The 22,464-nt window shown below is 72.8% G+C and carries 21 protein-coding genes; 9 read left to right on the forward strand and 12 right to left on the reverse strand.

Annotated features, from left to right (window positions below):
- Nucleotides 1-293 precede the first annotated feature (293 nt).
- From AB0D74_RS49760 to AB0D74_RS49770, 3 genes are all read right to left on the reverse strand, one after another.
- Nucleotides 294-1,124 carry a class I SAM-dependent methyltransferase gene (locus tag AB0D74_RS49760; protein ID WP_362603112.1) on the reverse strand — a complete coding sequence of 277 codons (831 nt, stop codon included), beginning with the start codon at nucleotides 1,122-1,124 and terminating at the stop codon, nucleotides 294-296.
- 93 nt (nucleotides 1,125-1,217) lie between these two features.
- Nucleotides 1,218-1,724, reverse strand: coding sequence for an EamA/RhaT family transporter (locus tag AB0D74_RS49765; protein WP_362603115.1), 507 nt, complete (start codon nucleotides 1,722-1,724; stop codon nucleotides 1,218-1,220).
- 88 nt (nucleotides 1,725-1,812) lie between these two features.
- The gene (locus AB0D74_RS49770; RefSeq protein ID WP_362603118.1) at nucleotides 1,813-2,133 is read right to left on the reverse strand and encodes an SH3 domain-containing protein; all 321 of its coding nucleotides are present in this window, start codon (nucleotides 2,131-2,133) and stop codon (nucleotides 1,813-1,815) included.
- Nucleotides 2,134-2,315: 182 nt separating this feature from the next.
- On the opposite strand from AB0D74_RS49770, the gene AB0D74_RS49775 reads away from it, so the two are divergent.
- Entirely contained in the window at nucleotides 2,316-4,472 is a 2,157-nt protein-coding gene (locus tag AB0D74_RS49775; RefSeq protein ID WP_362603121.1) for a serine/threonine-protein kinase, read from the forward strand.
- Between the two features lie 57 nt (nucleotides 4,473-4,529).
- Here AB0D74_RS49775 and ilvD read toward each other — a convergent pair whose 3' ends face one another.
- From ilvD to AB0D74_RS49795, 4 genes are all read right to left on the reverse strand, one after another.
- On the reverse strand, nucleotides 4,530-6,383 hold the full coding sequence (ilvD, locus tag AB0D74_RS49780; RefSeq protein ID WP_362603124.1) for a dihydroxy-acid dehydratase: 1,854 nt from the start codon (nucleotides 6,381-6,383) through the stop codon (nucleotides 4,530-4,532).
- A 109-nt stretch (nucleotides 6,384-6,492) separates the two neighbouring features.
- Nucleotides 6,493-7,116, reverse strand: coding sequence for a TetR family transcriptional regulator (locus AB0D74_RS49785; protein ID WP_362603127.1), 624 nt, complete (start codon nucleotides 7,114-7,116; stop codon nucleotides 6,493-6,495).
- Nucleotides 7,113-7,943, reverse strand: a complete 831-nt coding sequence (locus tag AB0D74_RS49790; RefSeq protein WP_362603130.1) for a sugar phosphate isomerase/epimerase — start codon at nucleotides 7,941-7,943, stop codon at nucleotides 7,113-7,115. The genes AB0D74_RS49785 and AB0D74_RS49790 overlap by 4 nt, the downstream gene beginning before the upstream one ends.
- A gap of 229 nt (nucleotides 7,944-8,172) precedes the next feature.
- Nucleotides 8,173-9,105, reverse strand: a complete 933-nt coding sequence (locus tag AB0D74_RS49795) for a Ppx/GppA phosphatase family protein (protein WP_362603133.1) — start codon at nucleotides 9,103-9,105, stop codon at nucleotides 8,173-8,175.
- 80 nt (nucleotides 9,106-9,185) lie between these two features.
- Between AB0D74_RS49795 and AB0D74_RS49800 the strand changes: the two genes are divergently transcribed.
- Nucleotides 9,186-10,025 (forward strand): hypothetical protein, encoded by an 840-nt coding sequence (locus AB0D74_RS49800; protein ID WP_362603136.1) that lies wholly within the window; start codon nucleotides 9,186-9,188, stop codon nucleotides 10,023-10,025.
- A gap of 104 nt (nucleotides 10,026-10,129) precedes the next feature.
- On the opposite strand, the gene AB0D74_RS49805 is transcribed toward AB0D74_RS49800, so the two are convergent.
- Nucleotides 10,130-11,830 (reverse strand): hypothetical protein, encoded by a 1,701-nt coding sequence (locus tag AB0D74_RS49805; RefSeq protein ID WP_362603139.1) that lies wholly within the window; start codon nucleotides 11,828-11,830, stop codon nucleotides 10,130-10,132.
- 207 nt (nucleotides 11,831-12,037) lie between these two features.
- On the opposite strand from AB0D74_RS49805, the gene radA reads away from it, so the two are divergent.
- Nucleotides 12,038-13,447, forward strand: a complete 1,410-nt coding sequence (gene radA / locus AB0D74_RS49810; RefSeq protein WP_362603141.1) for a DNA repair protein RadA — start codon at nucleotides 12,038-12,040, stop codon at nucleotides 13,445-13,447.
- A gap of 80 nt (nucleotides 13,448-13,527) precedes the next feature.
- Nucleotides 13,528-14,652 (forward strand): DNA integrity scanning diadenylate cyclase DisA, encoded by a 1,125-nt coding sequence (gene disA, locus AB0D74_RS49815; protein ID WP_093499984.1) that lies wholly within the window; start codon nucleotides 13,528-13,530, stop codon nucleotides 14,650-14,652.
- 164 nt (nucleotides 14,653-14,816) lie between these two features.
- Here the strand turns inward: disA and AB0D74_RS49820 are convergent, their stop codons facing one another.
- The gene (locus AB0D74_RS49820) at nucleotides 14,817-15,662 is read right to left on the reverse strand and encodes a hypothetical protein (protein WP_362603144.1); all 846 of its coding nucleotides are present in this window, start codon (nucleotides 15,660-15,662) and stop codon (nucleotides 14,817-14,819) included.
- 202 nt (nucleotides 15,663-15,864) lie between these two features.
- On the opposite strand from AB0D74_RS49820, the gene AB0D74_RS49825 reads away from it, so the two are divergent.
- The 5 genes from AB0D74_RS49825 to cseC all read left to right on the forward strand — a co-directional run bounded on the left by AB0D74_RS49825 (nucleotide 15,865) and on the right by cseC (nucleotide 20,383).
- Nucleotides 15,865-16,740 (forward strand): A/G-specific adenine glycosylase, encoded by an 876-nt coding sequence (locus AB0D74_RS49825; RefSeq protein ID WP_362603147.1) that lies wholly within the window; start codon nucleotides 15,865-15,867, stop codon nucleotides 16,738-16,740.
- A gap of 278 nt (nucleotides 16,741-17,018) precedes the next feature.
- On the forward strand, nucleotides 17,019-17,558 hold the full coding sequence (locus AB0D74_RS49830) for a SigE family RNA polymerase sigma factor (RefSeq protein WP_362603150.1): 540 nt from the start codon (nucleotides 17,019-17,021) through the stop codon (nucleotides 17,556-17,558).
- Nucleotides 17,546-18,220 carry a hypothetical protein gene (locus AB0D74_RS49835; RefSeq protein ID WP_362603153.1) on the forward strand — a complete coding sequence of 225 codons (675 nt, stop codon included), beginning with the start codon at nucleotides 17,546-17,548 and terminating at the stop codon, nucleotides 18,218-18,220. Before AB0D74_RS49830 ends, AB0D74_RS49835 begins: the two co-directional genes overlap by 13 nt.
- An 88-nt stretch (nucleotides 18,221-18,308) precedes the next feature.
- On the forward strand, nucleotides 18,309-19,013 hold the full coding sequence (cseB, locus tag AB0D74_RS49840) for a two-component system response regulator CseB (protein ID WP_362603156.1): 705 nt from the start codon (nucleotides 18,309-18,311) through the stop codon (nucleotides 19,011-19,013).
- A gap of 11 nt (nucleotides 19,014-19,024) precedes the next feature.
- Nucleotides 19,025-20,383, forward strand: coding sequence for a two-component system sensor histidine kinase CseC (gene cseC, locus AB0D74_RS49845; protein ID WP_362603159.1), 1,359 nt, complete (start codon nucleotides 19,025-19,027; stop codon nucleotides 20,381-20,383).
- Between the two features lie 109 nt (nucleotides 20,384-20,492).
- Here cseC and AB0D74_RS49850 read toward each other — a convergent pair whose 3' ends face one another.
- Genes AB0D74_RS49850 through AB0D74_RS49860 form a run of 3 tightly spaced genes read right to left on the reverse strand, consistent with a single transcriptional unit; the run spans nucleotide 20,493 to nucleotide 22,305 of the window.
- Complete coding sequence (locus tag AB0D74_RS49850; protein WP_362603162.1) at nucleotides 20,493-21,365, reverse strand: class I SAM-dependent methyltransferase; 873 nt, start codon at nucleotides 21,363-21,365, stop codon at nucleotides 20,493-20,495.
- 2 nt (nucleotides 21,366-21,367) lie between these two features.
- Entirely contained in the window at nucleotides 21,368-21,799 is a 432-nt protein-coding gene (locus AB0D74_RS49855) for a VOC family protein (RefSeq protein WP_362603165.1), read from the reverse strand.
- A 26-nt stretch (nucleotides 21,800-21,825) separates the two neighbouring features.
- On the reverse strand, nucleotides 21,826-22,305 hold the full coding sequence (locus AB0D74_RS49860; protein ID WP_362603168.1) for a helix-turn-helix transcriptional regulator: 480 nt from the start codon (nucleotides 22,303-22,305) through the stop codon (nucleotides 21,826-21,828).
- Between the last annotated feature and the right edge of the window lie 159 nt (nucleotides 22,306-22,464).

The raw sequence follows: 22,464 nt of genomic DNA on the forward strand, positions 1-22,464 counted from the left end.
CAACCCCCACCGGCCCGCAGTGGTGCGACTGCCCGCGGCTGGGTCTTTGTCTTTCAGGGGCGCGGGGAACTGCGCAAGCAACCCCCACCGGCCCGCAGTGGTGCGACTGCCCGCGGCTGGGTCTTTGTCTTTCAGGGGCGCGGGGAACTGCGCAAGCAACCCCCACCGGCCCGCGGCGGCACGACTGCCCGCGGCTCGGGCGTGCCCCGCAAGGGGCGCGGGGAACTGCGCGGGGAACCCCCGCCGGCCCGCGGGCGGATTGGTGCCGCGGGCCGGTGTCGGCCGGTATCCGGTCAGGAGTTGAGGGCGACGAGGAGGAGGACGTCGTACGTCTCCTCGACCACGCCGTCGGGGAAGATCTTCAGGAGGTGGGCGCGTTCCTCGGCGAGGAAGTCGGTGCGGCGGGGCTCGGAGGTGACGAGGAACGCCGAGTGGCTGCCGATGTTGGCGAGGTGGGTGTCGACCGGGACGCTGCGGCTCCAGCGGACCTCGCGGCGGGCGAAGCGAAGCCGGCCGCTGGGGTCGGCGAGGTCGGTGCGGTCGGTGCGGTGGGCCCCCTTGCTCTGCTCGGCCGTGTTGTCGATGTCGAAGAACCGGCTGATCCGGTCGGAGGCGTCGGCGATCCAGTCGACGTCGAGTGCGCTGGTGTTCCACCACAGCGCCAGCGCCCCGCCGGGACGCAGCACGCGGAGTGCCTCCGGCACGGAACGGGCCGGGTCGGTCCAGTGCCAGGCCTGGGCGTAGGTGAGGAAGTCGGCGGTGTCGTCGCCGAGCGGAAGGGCGTTGCCGTTGCCGCGGACGATCGGGATGCCGGGGCGGGTGGCGTGGAACTGGGCCGCCATGCCCTCCCCCGGCTCCACCGCGACCACGTCGGCGCCGCGCGCGTGCAGGAGGGCGGTCGCGATGCCGGTGCCCGCGCCGACGTCGACCACCCGGGCGCCCGCGAGGGAGCGGCCGGCTTCCTCCTCCACGGCGTCGAGGAGAGCGGGCGGGTAGGAGGGGCGGTTTGCCGCGTACTGGGCCGCGGCGGCGTTGAAGGAGCGCGCGCGTGCGGCGTAGGAGGGGGCGGGGGTCGGGTTCGGGCTCGGGTTCCGGGGGTGCGACTGCGACTGGCCTGTGGTCATGTGGCCATGGTCCCGGGAGGTGGGACGGGGGCGACAGGGGATTTCCCGGGGGCGGGTCGGATCCGGCGCGGCGGCCTCGGAGCCGGGTCGGGGTCAGCGCTTCCGCTTCTTCTTCGACGGGTTGCCCGAGCGGCGGGTGGTGCGGTGTTCGTGTTCCTGGACGGCGGTGTCGTACTCGGCGCGGTGGAGTTTCTCGCCGGGGGCCTCGACGAGGGAGCGGCAGAAGTAGGCGAGGAGCGAGCCGACGAAGCCGATGGCGAGGAGGCCGCGCAGGGAGGCCTGGCGTTCGGGGTCGGGGCGCTTGCCGAAGGACTCCCAGGTGTTGCGGAAGGCCAGGGCGCTGCAGACGGCGAACATCGCGACGACGAGGACGGTCACGAAGGCGCCGGTGTCGGCGAGCTGGACGCCCTCGTAGGCGAGGCGCAGGACCAGGCAGGAGGCGACGGCCGCGGCGAGCGAGCCCACGGCCACGCCGATCCGGCGGGCGGTGTAGCCGTCGTCGTGGTTCACCCAGGACGTGCCGAAGAAACGGAGGGGCTCGGGGCGGGGTCCGCCGGTGGAGCCCGCGGGGGTGTCCGGGGTGCCTGGTTCGTCGCTCACGGGACGATTATGGCGCCGGGTGGCCGCGGGCTCCGGGTCGGGTCCGACCGGTCCGACCCGCCCGACCGACCGGTCGGATCAGGTCAGGTCAGGCGCAGCGGTCGGTCACGTAGCCGTCGCTGCCCGTGTTGACGTAGGCGTCCGAGACGTATTCACCGTTGTCGATGTTGTCCCAGATCTTGGACGTGCCGTAGTAGCCGGACACCGTCGTGCCGGGTGTCTGGCAGAAGATCGGGACGCGGGTGCCCTCGGGGAGGGTCCGCGTGATGTCGTAGCCGGTACCGGGGCCGCTGCGGACGTTGAGGCGGACGCCCGGGGCGACCGCGTACGTCTTCACGGATGCCGCCAGCGTCGAGACGGCCTCCCCCTCGGCGCTGCTGTCGGCTTCCTGCGTGTGATCGACAGACATGTCTGTGCTCCCCCCCATTGGACCCATGAGTGCCATGGAGTCCCGTTGATTCCCCTCATTCGAGCCACGAAACACATGTACGTAACTCGCACGCGGAGGCTAGCAAGCCGCCTCTGTCTCGTACGGGTCATCGACTAGGCTCCGTGAGTCGCGCTCCGCGGAAACAGCACGGGGGTGGTCCCTTGACGCCACAGCGCAACACCGGAGCGGGCGCGGAAGCGGAACTTCCCGAGTACGCCGGGCACTACCGCCTGGAGTCCTGCCTGGGCTCCGGTGGCATGGGCGTGGTGCACCTGGCCCGCAGCACCTCGGGGCTGAAGCTCGCGGTGAAGGTCGTGCATGCCCAGTACGCCAAGGACCGTGAGTTCAGGGGTCGTTTCCGGCAGGAGGTGGCCGCCGCGCGCAAGGTCAGCGGCGCCTTCACCGCCCCGGTCGTGGATGCCGATCCCGAGGCCGAACGGCCCTGGATGGCCACCCTCTTCATTCCGGGCCCGACCCTTGCCGAGCATGTGAAGCGGAACGGGCCGATGCCCCCTGCCCAGTTGCGTCGGCTGATGGCCGGACTGGCGGAGGCGTTGCGCGACATTCACCGGGTCGGCGTGGTGCACCGGGATCTCAAGCCGAGCAACGTCCTGCTCGCCGAGGACGGCCCCAAGGTCATCGACTTCGGTATCTCCCGACCGAAAGACAGCGAACTGCGGACCGAGACCGGGAAGTTGATCGGTACGCCGCCGTTCATGGCGCCGGAGCAGTTCCGGCGGCCTCGTGAGGTCGGGCCCGCCGCCGACATCTTCGCGCTCGGGTCGGTGCTGGTGCATGCCGCGACGGGGCGGGGGCCGTTCGACTCGGACAGTCCGTACGTCGTCGCCTACCAGGTCGTGCACGACGAGCCCGACCTCGCCGACGTACCGGAGGAGCTGGCTCCGGTGGTGCTGCGCTGCCTCGCCAAGGAGCCCGAGGACCGGCCGACGCCCGACGAACTGATGCGGGAGATGCGGTCGTTGTCGGCGTCGTACGACACGCAGGCGTTCATACCGGCGCAGCGGGTCTGGGTCGACGACGACGGCAACGGCGGCGGCGAAGACGACGACTCGTCGAAGGACGGCTCACCGGAGGAGGAGTCGCCTGCCGCCGTACCCGGGCAGAAGGCGGGGAAGGCGCGGAAGACGGCGCGGCGGCGGATGGCCGTGGCCGTCGGGGCCGGTGTCGTGGTCCTGGGGGGTGTGGTCGCCTCGACGCTGTGGTTCGGGGGCGGCGATCCGACGCCGGTGGGGAGCACGGTGCACGGCTCCGCGGCGGCGTTCGAGGCGTGGCAGGCGGAGCCGGTGGCCAAGGGCGGTTCGGGGATGCCGCAGTGCGTCGCCGGTGCGGGAAAGCTGCTGTGCCTCCGGTCGGGGCTCGCCTACGCCCTCGATCCGACGGGCGGCCGGGTGCTGTGGCGGCACCGGGTCGCGGACGAGCGGACGAGCGGCGCGCCGTCGCTGTCGGGCGGGCTCCTGCTGCTGCCGGCGGACGGCGGACGGCGGGTGACGGCCCTGGATCCGGCGACCGGCTCGCCGCGCTGGCAGCGGGACCTGCCCGCGCACCAGGCGATGGCGATCACCCGGAACATGCTGCTGACCGTCGGATCCGACCGCGTGATCACCGGCATCGACAGCGGGACCGGCCGGACCCGGTGGAGCCTGCCGGTGTCGGGCACCGTCACCCCGTCCCTGAGCTCGTTCGCCGGAGACCGGCTGGCCTACGCGACCAGTACCTCCGACGACGGCACGCACACCCTGGTCACCGCGCTGGACCCGGAGGCCGGGGAACGGCGCTGGGAGGCGCGGCTCGCGGGTGACCTCGAACCGGTCGGCAGCGCGGGCGGCTCGCTGGTCCTGCTGTCCACGGACCTCGCCTCCGGGCAGACGGACGCGGTGGTGCGCTACACACCGGCCACCGGCGCCACCCGCCGGGTGGCGCTGCCCGTCCGCCGGGACGCGCCGGGCGCCTCGGTGCACGGCGGCATCGTCTATGTGCTGGCCGCAGGCGGTTCGCTGGAGGCCGTCGACATGGAGAGCGGCAGACGGCTCTGGGGACTCCAGACGTCGGTGAGCCGGGGCTCGTCGCCGACGGCCGACGACCGGAACGTCTACTTCACGGCGGCCGACGGACGTCTGCTCGCCGTCGACGCCCGCAAGGGAACCCTCGTCGGCCAGACCCCGGCGCGTCTGGCCGGCAACACCGACCAGGTCGTCGCCACGCTGTCGGCTCCGCTGGTCGTCGGCACCCACGTCTACGCCGCCGCCCCGGACGGCACCGTCTTCGCCGTGGACGCGGCGGATCCCGGCGCCTGGTAGCGCAAGGAAGGGGCCGCCCCCGTGCGGAGGCGGCCCCTTCCGGGCTTGTCGTGCGGGTCAGCCCAGCTTCGTCACGTCGCGGACCGCGCCCTTGTCGGCACTGGTGGCCATCGCGGCGTAGGCGCGCAGGGCCGCGGAGACCTTGCGGACGCGGTTCTTCGGGGCGAAGACGCCGTTCAGGGCCTGCTCGCGGCGGGACAGCTCGGCCTCGTCGACGAGGAGTTCGATCGTGCGGTTCGGGATGTCGATGCGGATGCGGTCGCCGTCCTCGACGAGGGCGATGGTGCCGCCGGAGGCCGCCTCCGGGGAGGCGTGGCCGATGGACAGGCCGGAGGTGCCGCCGGAGAAGCGGCCGTCGGTGATCAGGGCGCAGGATTTGCCGAGGCCGCGGCCCTTGAGGAAGGACGTCGGGTAGAGCATCTCCTGCATGCCGGGGCCGCCCTTGGGACCCTCGTAGCGGATCACGACGACGTCGCCGTGCGTGACCTGCTTGTTGAGGATCTTCTCGACGGCTTCCTCCTGGGACTCGCAGACGACCGCGGGGCCCTCGAAGGTCCAGATCGACTCGTCGACGCCCGCCGTCTTCACCACGCAGCCGTCGACCGCGAGGTTGCCCTTGAGGACCGCGAGGCCGCCGTCCTTGGAGTAGGCGTGCTCGACGCTGCGGATGCAGCCTTCCGCCGCGTCCTCGTCGAGGGCCTCCCAGCGCTCGGACTGGGAGAAGGCCTCGGCGGAGCGGACGCAGCCGGGGGCCGCGTGCCACAGCTCGATCGCCTCGGGGGACGGGGAGCCGGCGCGGACGTCCCAGGTCTTCAGCCAGTCCGCGAGGGACGGGCTGTGGACGGAGTGGACGTCCTCGTTGAGGAGGCCGCCGCGGTGCAGTTCGCCGAGGAGGGCGGGGATGCCGCCGGCGCGGTGCACGTCCTCCATGTAGTAGGTGCGGGTCTTCGCGACGTTCGGGGCGACCTTGGCGAGGCAGGGCACCCGGCGGGAGACCTCGTTGATCTCCTCCAGGCCGAAGGGGACGCCCGCCTCCTGGGCGGCGGCCAGCAGGTGGAGGATCGTGTTGGTGGAGCCGCCCATCGCGATGTCCAGGGCCATGGCGTTCTCGAACGCGGCGAAGGTCGCGATGTTGAGCGGGAGGACCGTGTCGTCGTCCTGCTCGTAGTAGCGGCGGGTGAGGTCCATGACCGTGGTGGCCGCGTCGACGTACAGCTGCTTGCGCGCGGTGTGGGTGGCCAGGACCGAGCCGTTGCCGGGGAGGGAGAGGCCGATCGCCTCCGTCAGGCAGTTCATCGAGTTGGCGGTGAACATGCCGGAGCAGGAGCCGCAGGTCGGACAGGCGTTCTCCTCGATCTTGAGGACGTCCTCGTCGGAGACGTTCTCGTTCGCCGCGTCGACCATCGCGTCGATCAGGTCGAGGGTGCGGACCGTGCCGTCCACGAGGGTGGCGCGGCCGGCCTCCATGGGGCCGCCGGAGACGAAGACCGTCGGGATGTTCAGGCGCAGGGCGGCCATGAGCATGCCCGGGGTGATCTTGTCGCAGTTGGAGATGCAGACCAGGGCGTCGGCGCAGTGCGCCTCGACCATGTACTCGACCGAGTCCGCGATGAGGTCGCGGGAGGGCAGGGAGTACAGCATGCCGCCGTGGCCCATCGCGATGCCGTCGTCCACGGCGATGGTGTTGAACTCGCGGGGGATGCCGCCCGCCTCCTTGATCGCCTCGGAGACGATCCGGCCGACCGGCTGGAGGTGGGTGTGGCCCGGCACGAACTCCGTGAAGGAGTTGGCGACCGCGATGATCGGCTTGCGGCCGATGTCCGCGCCGGGTACACCGGAGGCGCGCATAAGGGCGCGGGCGCCCGCCATGTTGCGGCCGTGGGTGACTGTGCGGGACCTCAGCTCGGGCATCGTCGCTCGCTCCTTCAGACAGGTAGGGCTGCTATCGAGCGTACGCCCGTTGTTCAGGCCTCGGGACGAGGTGTCCGGAATGCGGGACGCGCGTCTCGCACGGCCGGGCTCACGGCCCGGTCAGATGCCCCTGCACCACCGGGGCGATCCTGGCCACGATCTGCTCCAGGTCGGCGGACGCCAGCGGCTCCAGCCTGATCACGTAGCGCAGCAACGCACACCCCACCAGCTGCGCCGCGGCCAGCTCGGCGCGCAGCTCCGCATCGGGGTGGTCCAGCTGCTCCGCGAGCCGGCGCAGCAGCTGGGCGGCGATCAGGCGGCGGAAGACGGCGGCGGCCGTCTCGTTGTTGACGGCGGAGCGGACGATCGCGAGGAGGGGTGTACGGGTGGTGGGGTTCTCCCAGATTCCGAAGATGAACCGGGTCAGCCGCTCGCCGACGCCGTCCAGCGGGCCGTCGGCGATGGTGACGGGCGCATCGAGGGCGGGGGCGAAGGCGACCGCGATGGCGGCCTCGAAGATCTGTTCCTTGGTGCCGAAGTAGTGGTGGACCAGGGCGGAGTCGACACCGGCGGCCTTGGCGATGGCACGTACGGACGTCTTCTCGAAGCCGTGTTCGGAGAACTCCTCGCGGGCGGTGACGAGGATACGGTCCCGGGTGTCGGCCGACTCGGTGCGCGGCGGACGGCCGCGGCGGCGGACGCCGGTGCCCTTTCCGGCGGGGGCGTCGGTCATCGGCGGGGCACCTTCACCGCCGAGGCGAGGTGCAGCCGGGTGAAGGCCAGCGCCTCCGCGAGATCGGCCTCGCGCTCCGCGCCGGACATCGCGCGCCGGGTGTTGACCTCGATGACGACATGCCCGTCGAAGCCGGTGACCGCGAGCCGCTCCAGCAGCTCGGCGCAGGGCTGGGTGCCGCGCCCCGGCACCAGGTGCTCGTCCTTGGCGGAGCCGCGGCCGTCGGCGAGGTGGACGTGGCCGAGCCGGCCGCCCATCCGGTCGAGCATGGCGAGCGCGTCGGTGCGGGACGTCGCGGCGTGGCTGAGGTCGATCGTGAAGTGCCGGTAGTCGTCCTTGGTGACGTCCCAGTCCGGGGCGTACGCGAGCATCTCGCGGTCGCGGTAGCGCCACGGGTACATGTTCTCCACCGCGAACCGCACGTCCGTCTCGTTCGCCATGCGCCAGATCCCCTCGACGAAGTCGCGGGCGTACTGGCGCTGCCAGCGGAACGGGGGGTGGACGACGACCGCGCTCGCGCCCAGCTTCTCGGCGGCGGCGCGGGCCCGCTGGAGCTTCACCCAGGGGTCGGTGGACCAGACCCGCTGGGTGATCAGCAGACAGGGCGCGTGGACGGCGAGGATCGGGATGCGGTGGTAGTCGCTCAGCCGGCGCAGGGCCTCGATGTCCTGGCTGACCGGGTCGGTCCACACCATGACCTCGACGCCGTCGTAGCCGAGGCGTGCGGCGATCTCGAAGGCCGTCGCCGTCGACTCCGGGTAGACGGAGGCCGTGGAGAGCGCGACCTTCGCATCCGGGATGCGGACGACGTCCCTTGGGTTTGCCACGAGGGACAGGTTACGGGGTGGGGGTGGGTGGACAGCGGGCGCCGGGTCGCCGGTGTGACGGGGGTCGCGCCGGCGAGTACGGGGCGGACGGGGACGGGCGCCCCCGTCCCCGTTGCGCGTCGCGGTGCGTCGGCGGGTGCGGCGCCGGCACGGCTTCTCGTGCCCACGCGGCGCCGGCCCCGCACACCGGATACAACCCCGCGCCCCTAGACGCGCTCTTAGAGAGGCGCTACGCCGAACCCATGTGATCGAGGCGCCGCAGGATCACGCCCTCCCGCAACGCCCACGGGCAGACCTCCACGCTCTCCACCTCCAGGAGGTCCATCGCGGCCTCCGCCACCAGCGCGCCCGCGACCAGCTGGCCCGACCGGCCCTCCGAGACACCCGGGAGCGCGGAGCGCTGGGCCGTGGTCATCGCCGCCAGTCTCGGGACCCAGGTCTGCAGCGAGCCGCGCTTGAGTTCGCGCTGGACGTAGAGGCCGTCGGCGGAGCGGGCCGCGCCGGCGATGCGGGCCAGCTGCTTGAAGGTCTTGGAGGTGGCGACCACGTGGTCGGGGGCGCCGAAGCGGCTGAACTCGCCGACCGTACGGGCGATCTCGGCGCGTACATGGCGACGCAGCGCCCGTATGTCGTCGGAGGACGGCGGGTCGCCGGGGATCCAGCCCGCGGTGAGCCGGCCGGCGCCGAGCGGCAGCGAGACGGCCGTGTCGGGCTCCTCGTCGATGCCGTAGGCAATCTCCAGGGAGCCGCCGCCGATGTCCAGGACCAGCAGCTTTCCGGCGGACCAGCCGAACCAGCGGCGGACCGCGAGGAAGGTCAGCCGGGCCTCCTCGGCACCGGTGAGCACCTGGAGCTCGACACCGGTCTCGGCCTTCACGCGCGCGAGGACGTCGTCGGCGTTGGTGGCCTCGCGCACGGCGGAGGTGGCGAACGGCAGCAGGTCCTCGACGCCCTTGTCCTCCGCGGCCTGCAGGGCGTCCTTGACGACACCGACCAGTTTCTCGACCCCGTCGGGGCCGATCGCCCCGTTGCCGTCGAGGAGTTGGGCCAGGCGCAACTCCGCCTTGTGCGAGTGCGCCGGCAGCGGGCGCGCGCCGGGGTGTGCATCCACCACCAGCAGATGCACCGTGTTAGATCCCACGTCGAGGACACCGAGTCTCATGTACGGAACTGTACGGAACACTGCTGACAGGGGTCCCTGAGCAGTCCCCGGAGTGCCCTTCGGCGACTTACCCTGGACGGGTGCCAAAGACGAAAAAGACGAAGGACCACAAGGCCGCCAAATCAGCCGACGGTTCTTCGCGGGCGAAGCAGCCGAAGAAGACCCTCGCGGCGGACGAGAAGGGTCTCGACTTCGCGCGAGCATGGGTGGAGTTCCCGGATCCGGCCGACGACGAGCAGGTCTTCCGCTGTGATCTGACCTGGCTGACCTCCCGCTGGACCTGCATCTTCGGCAGCGGCTGCCAGGGCATCCAGGCGGGCCGCGCGGACGACGGCTGCTGCACGCTGGGCGCGCACTTCTCCGACGAGGACGACGAGAAGCGGGTCGCCGACCATGTGGCGAGGCTCACGCCGGAGATCTGGCAGAACCACGCCGAGGGCACCGCGCACGGCTGGGTCTCGGAGGACGACGAGGGTTCCCGTCAGACCCGCCCGTACCAGGGCTCCTGCATCTTCCAGAACCGCCCCGGCTTCGCCGCCGGCGCGGGCTGCTCGCTGCACATCCTCGCGCTGCGGGAGGGCCGCGAGCCGCTGGAGACCAAGCCGGACGTCTGCTGGCAGCTGCCGATCCGCCGGACGTACGACTGGATCGACCGCCCCGACGACACGCGGGTCCTCCAGGTCTCGATCGGCGAGTACGACCGCAGGGGCTGGGGCCCGGGCGGCCACGACCTCCACTGGTGGTGCACCTCGGCGACCTCCGCACACGGCGCGGGCGACCCGGTGTACGTCTCCTACCGCGCCGAACTGACCGAACTGATGGGCAAGGCCGGCTACGACCGCCTGACAGAACTCTGCGAGCAACGCCTCGCCTCCCAGCTCCCCCTGCTGGCGCCCCACCCGGCGGATCCGACCGACTGACGCTCACCCCAGCGCCCCTTCAGGGGCGCTGGGGGTACCCGCGGCCCGACCGGGGCGCCCGCACGCGCCCGGCCGGGCCGGGGGTCAGGCGGAGGTCGGGTGGGTCATGGGGTCGGTGTGGGGGTCTCGCCGGCGGGTGCCGTCGGGGAAGGGGAGCCCGTCGGGTCGGTGGGGGTCGATTCGGTGGGGGTCGGTGTCGGGTCGCCCGACGTCGGTGGATCGCCGGCCGGGGGTGACGGCTGGGTCGGGTCGGACGGGGTCGGGGTCGGCGTCGCCGCAGGGGGCGGTTTCGGTCCCCTGCGCACCGGCGGAGCCATCCCGTACCCGTCGATCGACACCACCGCCCCCACCGGCGCCACCGCCACCCGCGCGCTCCAGTGCCCGGCCGGCTCCCGCAGATGGTCGACGTACACCTTGATCGTGAACGACTCGCCCGGCCGGAGCGTTCCCGACGGCCGGGAGAAGTACAGCCAGGCCGCCGGCGTGGACACCGACCACCGCACCGCCGCGTCCCCGGACGCCACGAGCGTGATCAGGGTCGTGTCGCCGTCGTTCGCGGCCGTCACCGCGAGGTGCCCCGTACCGGCCGGCCTCCGCCCGGCTCCCGCGACGCTGACCACCTCCACCGACACGTCGGCCTTGCCGTCCTTGCCGATCCGCGGCCCGGGTCTGGCGCCGGCGTTGCCGGCGTTCCGGTAGCCCCCGGACCCGTCGCCGTCGAGCGCGTCGGGTCCCGCGGCCTCGCGCGCGGTCGCGGACGGCCCCCCGTGGGCGTCCCCCGCCGGCGAGCCCCGGTACGCGGCCCACAGGGCGAGCACCGGCGCGGCCACCACCGTGGCGACGACGGTCGTCGTGACGGCACGCGCGCGTAGCCGGTCGCGGCGGGCCGCGCGGTCCTTGGGGTCCATCGGGAAGCCCCGCCGGTCGAAGCGCGGGGCGGCGGCGCCACGCGCGCGTGGCTGGTGCGCCATGGCCACGTGCAGGGCCGCGCGGGGCGCCTCCAGGACGGGCAGCTCGGCGGGCGTGGTCATCGCGCCGGGCCACCGGCCGGGGGCCGCGCGTTCGGCGGTGCGGCGGCAGCGCGGGCAGTCGTCGACGTGCCGGACCAGTTCGCGGCGCAGGGCGCTGCTGAGGACCAGCTGGCTGTCGCCGGTGAGGTGGGACACGCTCGGGCAGCCGCCGGTCTCGACGACGGCGAGGGCCGCGCGGGTGCGTTCGACTTCGCAGGCGGCGGAGGCGAGCAGCTCCCGGGCGCCGGCCAGGTCCATGCCGAGGACGGCGGCGACCTCGTGGGCGGCGAGGTGGTGGCGTACGGCGAGTTCGAGCGCCTCGCGCTGCTCGGGGGTGGTCCCGGCGGCCTCCGGCCAGGCGAGCAGGGCGAGTTCGCGGCGCCGCTGCTCCTGGATGTCGGCGGGGTCGGCGGGGACCGCGGGGTCGGGGGCGGGGTGCCGGCCCGCCGCGTGGGTGGCCTGACGTTTCTGCTTGGCCTGGGCCAGCCCGCGCAGACAGGCCCAGCGGGCCAGCGCGTACAGCCAGGCCCTGCGGTCCCCGGCGGCCTCCGGGACGCGCTGGCCGCGCCGCTCGGCGAGGGCGAGCACGTCCCCGAGGGCGGCGGTGGCCGCGTCGTGGTCGCACAGCACCGAGAGGCAGTAGGTGAACAGCCCGTCCAGGTAGGGCTCGTAACGGGCCGGCGGTCGCTGCGCCAGCGCACGCGCCGCCGCACGGTCACGCGCCGCGCGCGCCTCCCGGTGCGCCCGGTGTGCGCCGGTCGTTCGGGCCGAGGTCTCCGGAATGCTGCTCATCACCCGTGCGACCGTAGGCGGCGCCGTATGGCCCCTTCCGGCGGCTTGAGCTCTTTTAATCCGTACGGGTGAAACGATCCCTCAATCGGGGACAGGAACCTGTTCCACCGAGACTCGTACCCCCCTCGGAGTGGCCGGGACCGGTCCGCCCGCACCTGTCACGCGGGCCACCGTGGCCCCACTGTCAGTGGCGGGGGCTACGGTTTCCGCATGGCTGCCCGTACCAAGACCTCGAAGGACCGTCCGTCCTACCGCTGCACCGAGTGCGGCTGGCAGACGGCCAAGTGGCTCGGCCGGTGCGCCGAGTGCCAGGCGTGGGGCACGATCGAGGAGTACGGCGCGCCCGCGGTCCGTACGACGGCACCCGGCCGGGTCACCACCTCCGCGGTGCCCATCGGCCAGGTCGACGGCCGTCAGGCCACCGCCCGCACCACCGGCGTCCCCGAGCTGGACCGGGTCCTCGGCGGCGGGCTGGTCCCGGGCGCGGTGGTGCTGCTGGCCGGCGAACCCGGCGTCGGCAAGTCCACCCTCCTGCTCGACGTCGCCGCCAAGTCGGCCAGCGACGAGCACCGCACGCTCTACGTCACCGGCGAGGAGTCGGCGAGCCAGGTCCGGCTGCGCGCCGACCGCATCGGCGCCATCGACGACCACCTCTACCTGGCCGCCGAGACCGATCTGGCCGCCGTCCTCGGCCACTTGGACGCGGTGAAGCCGTCCCTGCTGATCCTGGACTCGGTGCAGACCGTCGCCTCCCCCGAGATCGACGGCGCGCCCGGCGGCATGGCCCAGGTCCGCGAGGTGGCCGGGGCGCTCATCCGCGCCTCGAAGGACCGGGGCATGTCGACCCTCCTGGTGGGCCATGTCACCAAGGACGGCGCGATCGCGGGACCGCGGCTCCTCGAACACCTCGTGGACGTCGTCCTGCACTTCGAGGGCGACCGGCACGCCCGCCTCCGCCTGGTCCGGGGCGTCAAGAACCGCTACGGCGCCACCGACGAGGTCGGCTGTTTCGAGCTGCACGACGAGGGCATCACGGGTCTCGCCGACCCCAGCGGGCTCTTCCTGACACGACGTGCCGAACCGGTCCCCGGCACCTGTCTGACCGTCACCCTGGAGGGCCGCCGCCCGCTGGTCGCCGAGGTCCAGGCGCTGACCGTGGACTCCCAGATCCCCTCCCCCCGCCGCACCACCTCCGGCCTGGAGACCTCCCGCGTCTCGATGATGCTGGCCGTCCTGGAGCAGCGCGGCCGGATCAGCGCGCTCGGCAAGCGGGACATCTACTCCGCGACCGTCGGCGGGGTGAAGCTCTCCGAGCCGGCCGCCGACCTGGCCATCGCCCTCGCCCTGGCCTCCGCCGCCAGCGACACCCCGCTCCCGAAGAACCTGGTCGCCATCGGCGAGGTCGGCCTCGCGGGCGAGGTCAGACGGGTCACCGGGGTCCAGCGCAGGCTCACGGAGGCGCACCGGCTCGGCTTCACGCACGCGCTCGTGCCGGGCGATCCCGGCAAGATCCCGACGGGCATGAAGGTCCTGGAAGTCGCCGACATGGGGGACGCCCTGCGGGTGCTGCCGCGCTCCCGTCGCCGAGAGGCCCCGCGGGAGGCGGAGGAGCGCCGGTAGACTTTGCCCTGGTCTCGCCCGTCCGTACGAACCGAGTGCGGGGACGGCAGCGCCTCAGAACCTGCGACCGGAGGAGTGCAGTGGCAGCCAACGACCGGGCAGGAGCTCCCGGAAAGTCCGGTGGGAGTGCCGGTACCGATGGCCTGATGCGCGCCTCGCTGAGCGCCGTGGCTCCGGGCACGTCCATGCGGGACGGCCTGGAGCGGGTCCTTCGCGGCAACACGGGCGGACTCATCGTCCTCGGCTTCGACAAGACGGTCGAGTCGATGTGCACGGGCGGTTTCGTCCTGGATGTCGAGTTCACGGCGACCCGGCTGCGCGAGCTGTGCAAGCTCGACGGCGGCATCGTGATCTCCTCCGACCTGTCGAAGATCCTCCGGGCAGGCGTGCAGTTCGTGCCGGACGCGACGATCCCCACGGAGGAGACGGGCACCCGGCACCGCACGGCGGACCGCGTCTCCAAGCAGGTCGGGTTCCCGGTGGTCTCGGTCTCCCAGTCGATGCGGCTGATCGCGCTGTACGTCGAGGGGCAGCGCCGCGTCCTGGAGGACTCGGCGGCGATCCTCTCCCGCGCGAACCAGGCGCTGGCGACCCTGGAGCGGTACAAGCTCCGCCTGGACGAGGTCGCGGGAACGTTGTCGGCGCTGGAGATCGAGGACCTGGTGACGGTCCGGGACGTGTCCGCGGTCGCCCAGCGGCTTGAGATGGTCCGCCGGATCGCCACGGAGATCGCCGAGTACGTGGTCGAACTGGGCACCGACGGGCGGCTGCTCGCCCTCCAGCTCGACGAGCTGATCGCCGGGGTCGAGCCCGAGCGCGAGCTGGTGGTCCGGGACTACGTGCCCGAGCCGACGGCAAAACGCTCCCGCACGGTCGACGAGGCGCTGTCCGAGCTGGACGCTCTGAGCCACGCGGAGCTGCTGGAACTGCCGACGGTGGCGCGGGCGTTGGGGTACACCGGCTCGCCCGAGGCGCTGGACTCGGCGGTGTCGCCGCGCGGCTTCCGGCTGCTGGCCAAGGTGCCGCGGCTGCCGGGGGCGATCATCGACCGGCTGGTGGAGCACTTCGGCGGCCTGCAGAAGCTGCTCGCCGCGAGCGTCGACGACCTCCAAACCGTCGACGGAGTCGGCGAGGCGCGCGCCCGCAGCGTACGCGAGGGACTGTCACGACTGGCGGAGTCGTCGATCCTTGAGCGGTATGTCTGATCTCGCCGCTTAGTTCGGCCGCGGCCCGGTGGGGGCTGGTCGCGCAGTTCCCCGCGCCCCTTACGGGGCTTCCTAGCTGCGGGCAATCGTGCCGCTGGGGCGGCACGGGTGGGCGCGGCGGCACCCGGCAAGCGCCGGTGAGGGTATCCCGCCCGCGGGTCGGCCTAGTCCGCCGCCAGTACGAAGGACGCCTGGGCCTTGGTGAATCCCGGGGCCGCCGCTTCCAGGAGATACGTGCCCGTGCCGGCCGAGCCCGCCGCAGGCGTTGCGCACTGGGCGGCGCTCGGCTTGCGGTCCCACTTCAGGGTGTAGGTGATGCTGCTGCCGGACGGCACCCGGTACCACCGGGCGGCCGGGGCCTTCGGGCAGTCCGCCGACGACCAGTAGGTGTCGTCCGCGCTGGCCTGCGTGATGGTGAGCACCGCGTTCTTCGGCCCGAGGTCGATCTTGCAGTCGCTGGACGACGTGTTCTTCGCGGTGAGCTCGAAGGTCGGCGTCTGCTCGGGCGAGTACGAGTTGTGCAGGCTCCGCAGCGCCAACGTCACCGACCCGGCGGTGCAGTTGGGCAGCGTGGAGGTCCCCGGCAGCGAGGCGACCGTACCGCCGGAGCCCGACGTCACGTCGTCCCCGGAGCCGGACGAGGAACCCGAGGAGCCGGCGGAACCCGAGGAACCGCCCGAGCCGGCCGAACTCCCGCCGTCGGAACCTGAACCGGAGCTCGACCCGGAACTCGCACCGGATCCGCCGCCCGAACCGCCCCCGCTCGACTCGTCCCGTCCGCCCGGTGCCTGGCTGATCGCCGGCCCGCTGCCGGACGGCCCCGGCGTGATCGTGGACACGGGATTCTTGCCGTCCGACCCGCCGGCGTTCTTCTTGCCGCCCCCGCCGTTCGACGTGACGATCCACGCGATCAACAGCGCCAGGACGACGCACGCCGACAGCATGAAGACCCTCCGTCGCCAGTAGATGGAGGAGGGAAGCGGCCCGACCGGATTGCGCAGAGATCCCACGGCGCAAACTGTACGAGAGATCCGTGCAGTTCCTCGCCCCACCCGCCGCCCAAACCTCAACTTTTCCGGATCATCATTCCGGCAACTCCCGTCAGCGCGGCCACTCTTCACCGCGAGCGGCGTCAACCCCGACCACGCCCCGCCCCCGCCGCGGACCACGTCCACGCCACCCGCCGCCGGACGTGGCAGGATCGGAAGGGCCATGACTGAGAAGCTTCACACCCCCGTGATCGCCTGGTTCGACACCCACGCCCGTGACCTCCCCTGGCGCCGCCCGGAGGCGGGCCCGTGGGGTGTGATGGTCAGCGAGTTCATGCTGCAGCAGACGCCGGTGAGCCGGGTGCTGCCCGTGTACGAGCAGTGGCTGGCCCGCTGGCCGCGCCCCGCCGACCTCGCCGCGGAGGCGCCCGGCGAGGCGGTCCGCGCCTGGGGCCGGCTCGGCTACCCGCGCCGCGCCCTGCGGCTGCACGGCGCCGCCGTCGCCATAACGGAACGGCACGGCGGGGACGTACCGACGGATCACGCGCAGCTGCTCGCGCTGCCGGGCATCGGCGAGTACACCGCCGCGGCCGTGGCCTCGTTCGCGTACGGGCAGCGGCACGCCGTGCTCGACACGAACGTGCGGCGGGTGTTCGCGCGGGCGGTGACCGGTGTGCAGTACCCGCCGAACGCCACCACCGCCGCCGAGCGCAAGCTCGCCCGCGAGCTCCTGCCGCCGGACGAGAAGACCGCCGCCCGCTGGGCCGCCGCCTCGATGGAGCTGGGCGCGCTGGTGTGCACGGCGAAGAACGAGACGTGCCAGCGGTGTCCGATCGCCGGGGAGTGCGCCTGGCGGCTGGCCGGCAAGCCGGAGCACGAGGGGCCGCCGCGGCGCGGGCAGACGTACGCCGGTACCGACCGGCAGGTGCGCGGCAAGCTGCTGGCCGTTCTGCGGGAGGCGCACACCCCGGTGCCGCAGACGGCGCTCGACCGGGTGTGGCACGAGCCGGTGCAGCGGGCACGCGCGCTGGACGGGCTGGTCTCGGACGGCCTGGTGGAGCCGCTCGCGGGCGGCCTCTACCGGCTTCCGCTGAGCTGACGTACAGGCACATCACAGCGGACCGGGCTCTGTTACGGCCCGACCGCCACCTCACCCCCACTACAAATCCATGCACAGTCGGGCATAAACCCGTACCCGCTTACCCCGCACCTACTTCCGTTACACAACCGACGGACAGCCGATTGCTACCCGCAGGCTGCTCCGCACAGCCCCGTGACAACAGGTCCGTAGCTTCGTTTCTGTGCCCGCCAGGACCGCGGGACGGCAGGAACTCAGGCACAGGGCCGGGGACAACGGGGATCGGGAGGCGGTTGATCATGGCGCAGGGCGAGGTGCTCGAATTCGAGGAGTACGTCCGCACTCGGCAGGACGCGCTGCTGCGCAGCGCCCGCCGGCTGGTCCCGGACCCGACGGACGCCCAGGACCTGCTCCAGACCGCGCTGGTCCGGACGTACGGCCGCTGGGAGACCATCGAGGACAAGAAGCTCGCCGACGCCTACCTGCGCCGGGTCATGATCAACACGCGGACCGAGTGGTGGCGGGCGCGGAAGCTGGAGGAGGTCCCGACCGAGCAGCTGCCCGACGCCAGCGTGGAGGACTCCACCGAGCAGCACGCGGACCGCGCTCTCCTCATGGACATCATGAAGGTGCTGGCTCCGAAGCAGCGCAGTGTCGTGGTGCTGCGACACTGGGAGCAGATGTCCACGGAGGAGACGGCCGCCGCCCTCGGCATGTCGGCCGGAACGGTCAAGAGCACGCTGCACCGGGCGCTCGCCCGGCTCCGCGAGGAGCTGGAGTCACGCGACCTCGACGCACGCGCGCTGGAGCGTGAGGAGCGGGAGCGTTGCGCGGCCTGACCGGCACAGGGCCCAGCAGGGGCCCGGCGAGTGCACAGGCGGTGATCACGGCGACGGCCGTGCTCGCCGCCCTCGCCCTTTTCGCCGCGGCCTGCGGCACCGGCGGCACCGGAGCCCGTGACGAGGGACCGGCGCACGCCGGCTCGGTCGCGCCCGCCCCGGCCGCCAAGGCTCCCTCGCCCAACCCGTCGCAGACGTACGAGAAGGTCGACGCGGTCGCCCTGGTGAAGGCCGACCCGGCGGTCTCGGGCACGGTGAAGCGGGACCTGAAGCCGTGCTCAGGCGACGAGTACCCCGTCGACGTGACGTACGGCGATCTGACCGGCGGCCCGGTCGAGGACATTGTCGTCAACGTGCTGACCTGCGGGGACGCGGTCGGGGTCGGGGCATACGTGTACCGCAGGGAGAGCGGCGCGTACAAGAACGTCTTCAAGGCCGAGGAGTCCCCCGTCTACGCGGAGATAGACCGCGGCGACCTGAGCGTCACCAAACAGGTGTACGAGAAGGGTGACCCGGTCTCCAGCCCGTCCGGCGAGAACGTGATCACCTACAGCTGGTCCGGGGGGCGCTTCGTCCAGGAGGACTTCCACCACACCGACTACGGCAACGCGGCGGGCAGCGGCGACGACGACGCCACGCCGGTGCCCTCCCCGGCCAACTGAGCCCACCGCACCGGCCGCACCGGCCGCGCCCGCCGTACCCACCTGATCGACACCCGATCGACCCCCACCGACTACCGAGAGAGCCGGGATGGCAGACCAGACCCACGTCCTCTTCGTCGAGGACGACGACGTCATCCGCGAGGCCACCCAGCTCGCCCTGGAGCGGGACGGCTTCGCGGTCACCGCCATGCCCGACGGCCTGTCGGGCCTGGAGGCCTTCCGCGCCGACCGGCCCGACATCGCCCTGCTGGACGTGATGGTCCCGGGCCTGGACGGGGTGAGCCTGTGCCGCCGCATCCGTGACGAGTCGACCGTCCCGGTGATCATGCTCTCGGCGCGGGCCGACTCCATCGACGTGGTGCTCGGTCTTGAGGCGGGCGCCGACGACTACGTCACCAAGCCGTTCGACGGGGCCGTCCTGGTCGCCCGGATCCGGGCGGTGCTGCGCCGCTTCGGGCACGCGAGCGGCGGCGAGAAACCGCACGTGGACGCGGCGGAGGTGACGGGCGGCATGCTCACCTTCGGCGATCTGGAGATCGACACCGAGGGCATGGAGGTGCGCCGGGCCGGGCAGCCGGTCGCGCTGACGCCCACCGAGATGCGACTGCTCCTGGAGTTCTCCTCGGCACCGGGGACCGTACTCTCCCGCGACAAGCTGCTCGAACGCGTCTGGGACTACGGCTGGGGCGGGGACACCCGCGTCGTCGACGTCCATGTGCAGCGGCTGCGCACCAAGATCGGCCAGGACCGGATCGAGACGGTCCGCGGTTTCGGCTACAAGTTGAAGGCCTGAGCGAGGCGGTCATGCGGGGGTTCTCCCACCGGTACCGGGGTCCGGGGTTGCGCACCGGACTCAGATGGAAGCTGAGCGCGGCGATCGCCCTGGTCGGCGCGCTGGTCGCGATCGCGCTGAGCCTGGTGGTGCACAACGCCGCCCGGGTCTCGATGCTGGACAACGCGCGCGAGCTGGCCAACGAGCGGCTCCAGATCGGCCAGCGCAACTACGAGCTGTACGGGAGGGCGAACTTCCCCGACGTGAAGGTCAACGACCCCCGGCTGCCGCCGGCCCTGCGCGAGCGGGTCGACGCGGGCCGCCGGGCGACCGACGTCATCGACCACGGCAGCGGCGCGCCGGACATCTGGGCCGCGGTGCAGGCCAAGGACGGGCGGGTGCTGTCCCTGCACAGCACCTTCGCGAACCGCAGCAGCAACGTGCTGAAGGACCTCGACCAGGCCCTGGTCATCGGGTCCATCGCGGTCGTCCTCGGCGGCAGCGCGCTCGGCGTGCTGATCGGCGGGCAGCTCTCGGTCCGGCTGCGCAAGGCGGCGGCTGCGGCCAACCAGGTCGCCCAGGGCGAGCCGGACGTGCGGGTGCGGGAGGCGATCGGCGGGGTCGTACGGGACGAGACCGACGACCTGGCGCGGGCGGTGGACGCCATGGCGGACGCGTTGCAGCAGCGCCTGGAGGCCGAGCGGCGGGTGACCGCGGACATCGCGCACGAGCTGCGGACGCCGGTGACGGGCCTGCTCACGGCGGCCGAGCTCCTGCCCCCCGGCCGCCCCACCGAACTCGTCCTGGACCGGGCGAAGGCGATGCGCACCCTGGTCGAGGACGTGCTGGAGGTGGCCCGTCTCGACAGCGCCTCCGAACGGGCCGAGTTGCAGGACATCATGCTGGGCGAGTTCGTCGCCCGGCGGGTGGCCGCGAAGGACCCGGAGATCGAGGTGCGGGTGGTGCACGAGTCGGAGGTGACCACGGATCCGCGCCGGCTGGAGCGGGTGCTGTTCAACCTGCTCGCCAACGCGGCCCGGCACGGCAAGCCGCCCATCGAGGTGACCGTCGAGGGCCGGGTCATCCGGGTCCGCGACCACGGCCCCGGTTTCCCCGAGAAGCTCCTCGCGGAGGGGCCGAGCCGCTTCCGCACCGGCAGCGAGGACCGGGCGGGCCAGGGCCACGGGCTGGGCCTGACCATCGCGGCGGGCCAGGCCCGCGTCCTGGGCGCCCGCCTCACCTTCCGCAACATCCGGCCGGCCGGCGCACCCGAGCACATCCCGGCGGAGGGCGCGGTGGCCGTCCTCTGGCTCCCGGAACACGCCCCGACGGCCACCGGCAGCTACCCGATGCTGCCGGGGCCGACCCAGGCGAGAAGGAATGAACCGTGAGTGGTGAGCTGCGGGCCGGTGGGGGCTGGTCGCGCAGTTCCTCCCCCAGCCTTCGGCCGGGGGTACCCCCAGCGCCCCTGACGGGGCACTGCCGGGGCGCTGTCGGCTTTCAGGTGCGGGCCACGAGGATCTCCTCGCCGCGGGACGGGCGGAGTCCGTCGGTGCGGTCGGCGAAGTAGCGGTCGGCGAGTTCCTCCGCCGGGACGTGCCGGGTGTCCCGGAAGCCGGCCTCGCGGGCCAGGGCCGCCATCCGTTCGGGTGCGTAGAAGCTCAGGAAGGGCGTGCCCGCGGCCCGCGCGCCCCGCTGGGCCACCCGCAGCTGCTCCCGCTGGTCGGGCTCGACGTCCTCGATCGGCCGCAGAAACGTCGTGACCAGCGTCGACCCGGGCGCCAGCCGCGCGATGCGCCGGAAGGTGGCGGCGACGGCGTCCTCCGTGAGGTACATCGTGACCCCGGCGGAGGCGACCACGGCCGGCCGGGACGGATCGAACCCGGCGGCCACCAGCTGTCCCCACCAGTCGCCCTCGAAGTCCACCGGCACCAGCGTCAGCCAGCCGGGCACGCCGTACCCCAGCTCGGTCAGCCGCCGCCGCTTCCAGGCCACGGCCCCGGGCCGGTCGGCCTCGAACACCCGCAGCCCGGCGGCCACCGCGTCGGCGGCCCGGCGCTGCGCGAAGGTGTCGAGCCCGGCGCCGAGCACGAGGTACTGGTCCACCCCGCGCCCGGCCGCCGCCAGCACCAGGTCCTCGACGAACCGGGCCCGGGCCACGATGGACGCCCGGGTCCGCCGGGTGGCCTCGACGTCCATGTCCGGCCGGGCCCGCCAGCCGTCCGCGGTGTCAGCGCCGTCCGCGTCCGGTTCGGCGAGCCGCAGCCCGACCTCGTCCTCGATGACGTGGGGCGGCGCGTCGGCGCGCAGGTGCAGCGCCCGCCACAGGGCGGTGCGGACGGCGGTGTGGTCGGGCCCGGTCTCCGTCGGCATGCTCAGAACTCCTTGGAGAAGTCCAGCTCTTCGCTGCGCTCGGTCAGCGAGTACCAGTTGCCGTTGTCGTCGCGGAAGATCGCCTCGATGCCGTACGGGCGTTCCTTGGGCTCCTGGACGAACTCGACGCCCCGCGCGCTGAAGGTCTCGTAGTCGCCGCGGCAGTCGTCCGTGCGGAACGCGCCGGCTCCCATGACCCCCTTGGCGACCAGCTTGCGCAGCGCCTCGGCGGACTCGGGGTCGAGGCCCGGTCCGTCCAGGCGCATCAGGGCGAGTTCGACACCGGGCTGGTCCTTGGCGCCGACGGTGACCCAGTGCATGTCGCCCATCGCGATGTCGTCGCGCACCTCGAAGCCGAGCTTCTCGGTGAAGAAGGCCTTGGTGCGCTGCTGGTCGAAGGTCCACACGGTGGTGATGGCCAGGCCCTGGATCATGGGTCCGCTCTCCTGCCTGCCCGGCATCAGCCGCCGGACGGTCGCTGTTCCTGACCGTCACCGTAGGCAGCCGGGTCCGGGCCGCGCTTCTCGGAAGTTGCGCTTCTGCCCGGGAACCCGCCGGCCCAGAGCATGGCGTAGCAGCCGGGGATGAGGGAGGCGCCGCGGCCGACGTGCTCGGTCCGGTACTCGGTGGGGCTGAGCCCGGTGCGGGCCTTGAACCTCGCCGAGAAGGTACCGAGGCTGCTGAAGCCGACCAGGTGGCAGATCTCGGTGACGGTGAGGTCCGCGCCGCGCAGCATCTCCTCCGCCCGCTCGATCCTGCGGTGCGTCAGGTACTGGCCGGGGGTCTCTCCGTAGGCCGCCTTGAAGGCGCGCAGGAAGTGGTAGCGCGAGTACCCGGCGTGCGCGGCGACCGCGTCGAGGTCCAGGGCCGGGTCGGCCCAGTCCCGGTCCATGGCGTCCTTGGCGAGGCGCAGCTGCCGCAACTTGTCCACGGGGCCCATGCTAGGAAACCAGCACGCCCGGCGATGGGGGACGAGGTCCGGAGGCCGACAGTGCGGGGGCCCGGGGGCAGCTGCCCCGCCGACGACATGGTGATGCAGACCAAGGCGATCGCGCAGACCCTGTCCAACCTTGAGCAGGAACTCAGCGAACTCTCCAAG

Source organism: Streptomyces sp. NPDC048278 (genome assembly GCF_040652195.1).
GTDB lineage: Bacteria > Actinomycetota > Actinomycetes > Streptomycetales > Streptomycetaceae > Streptomyces.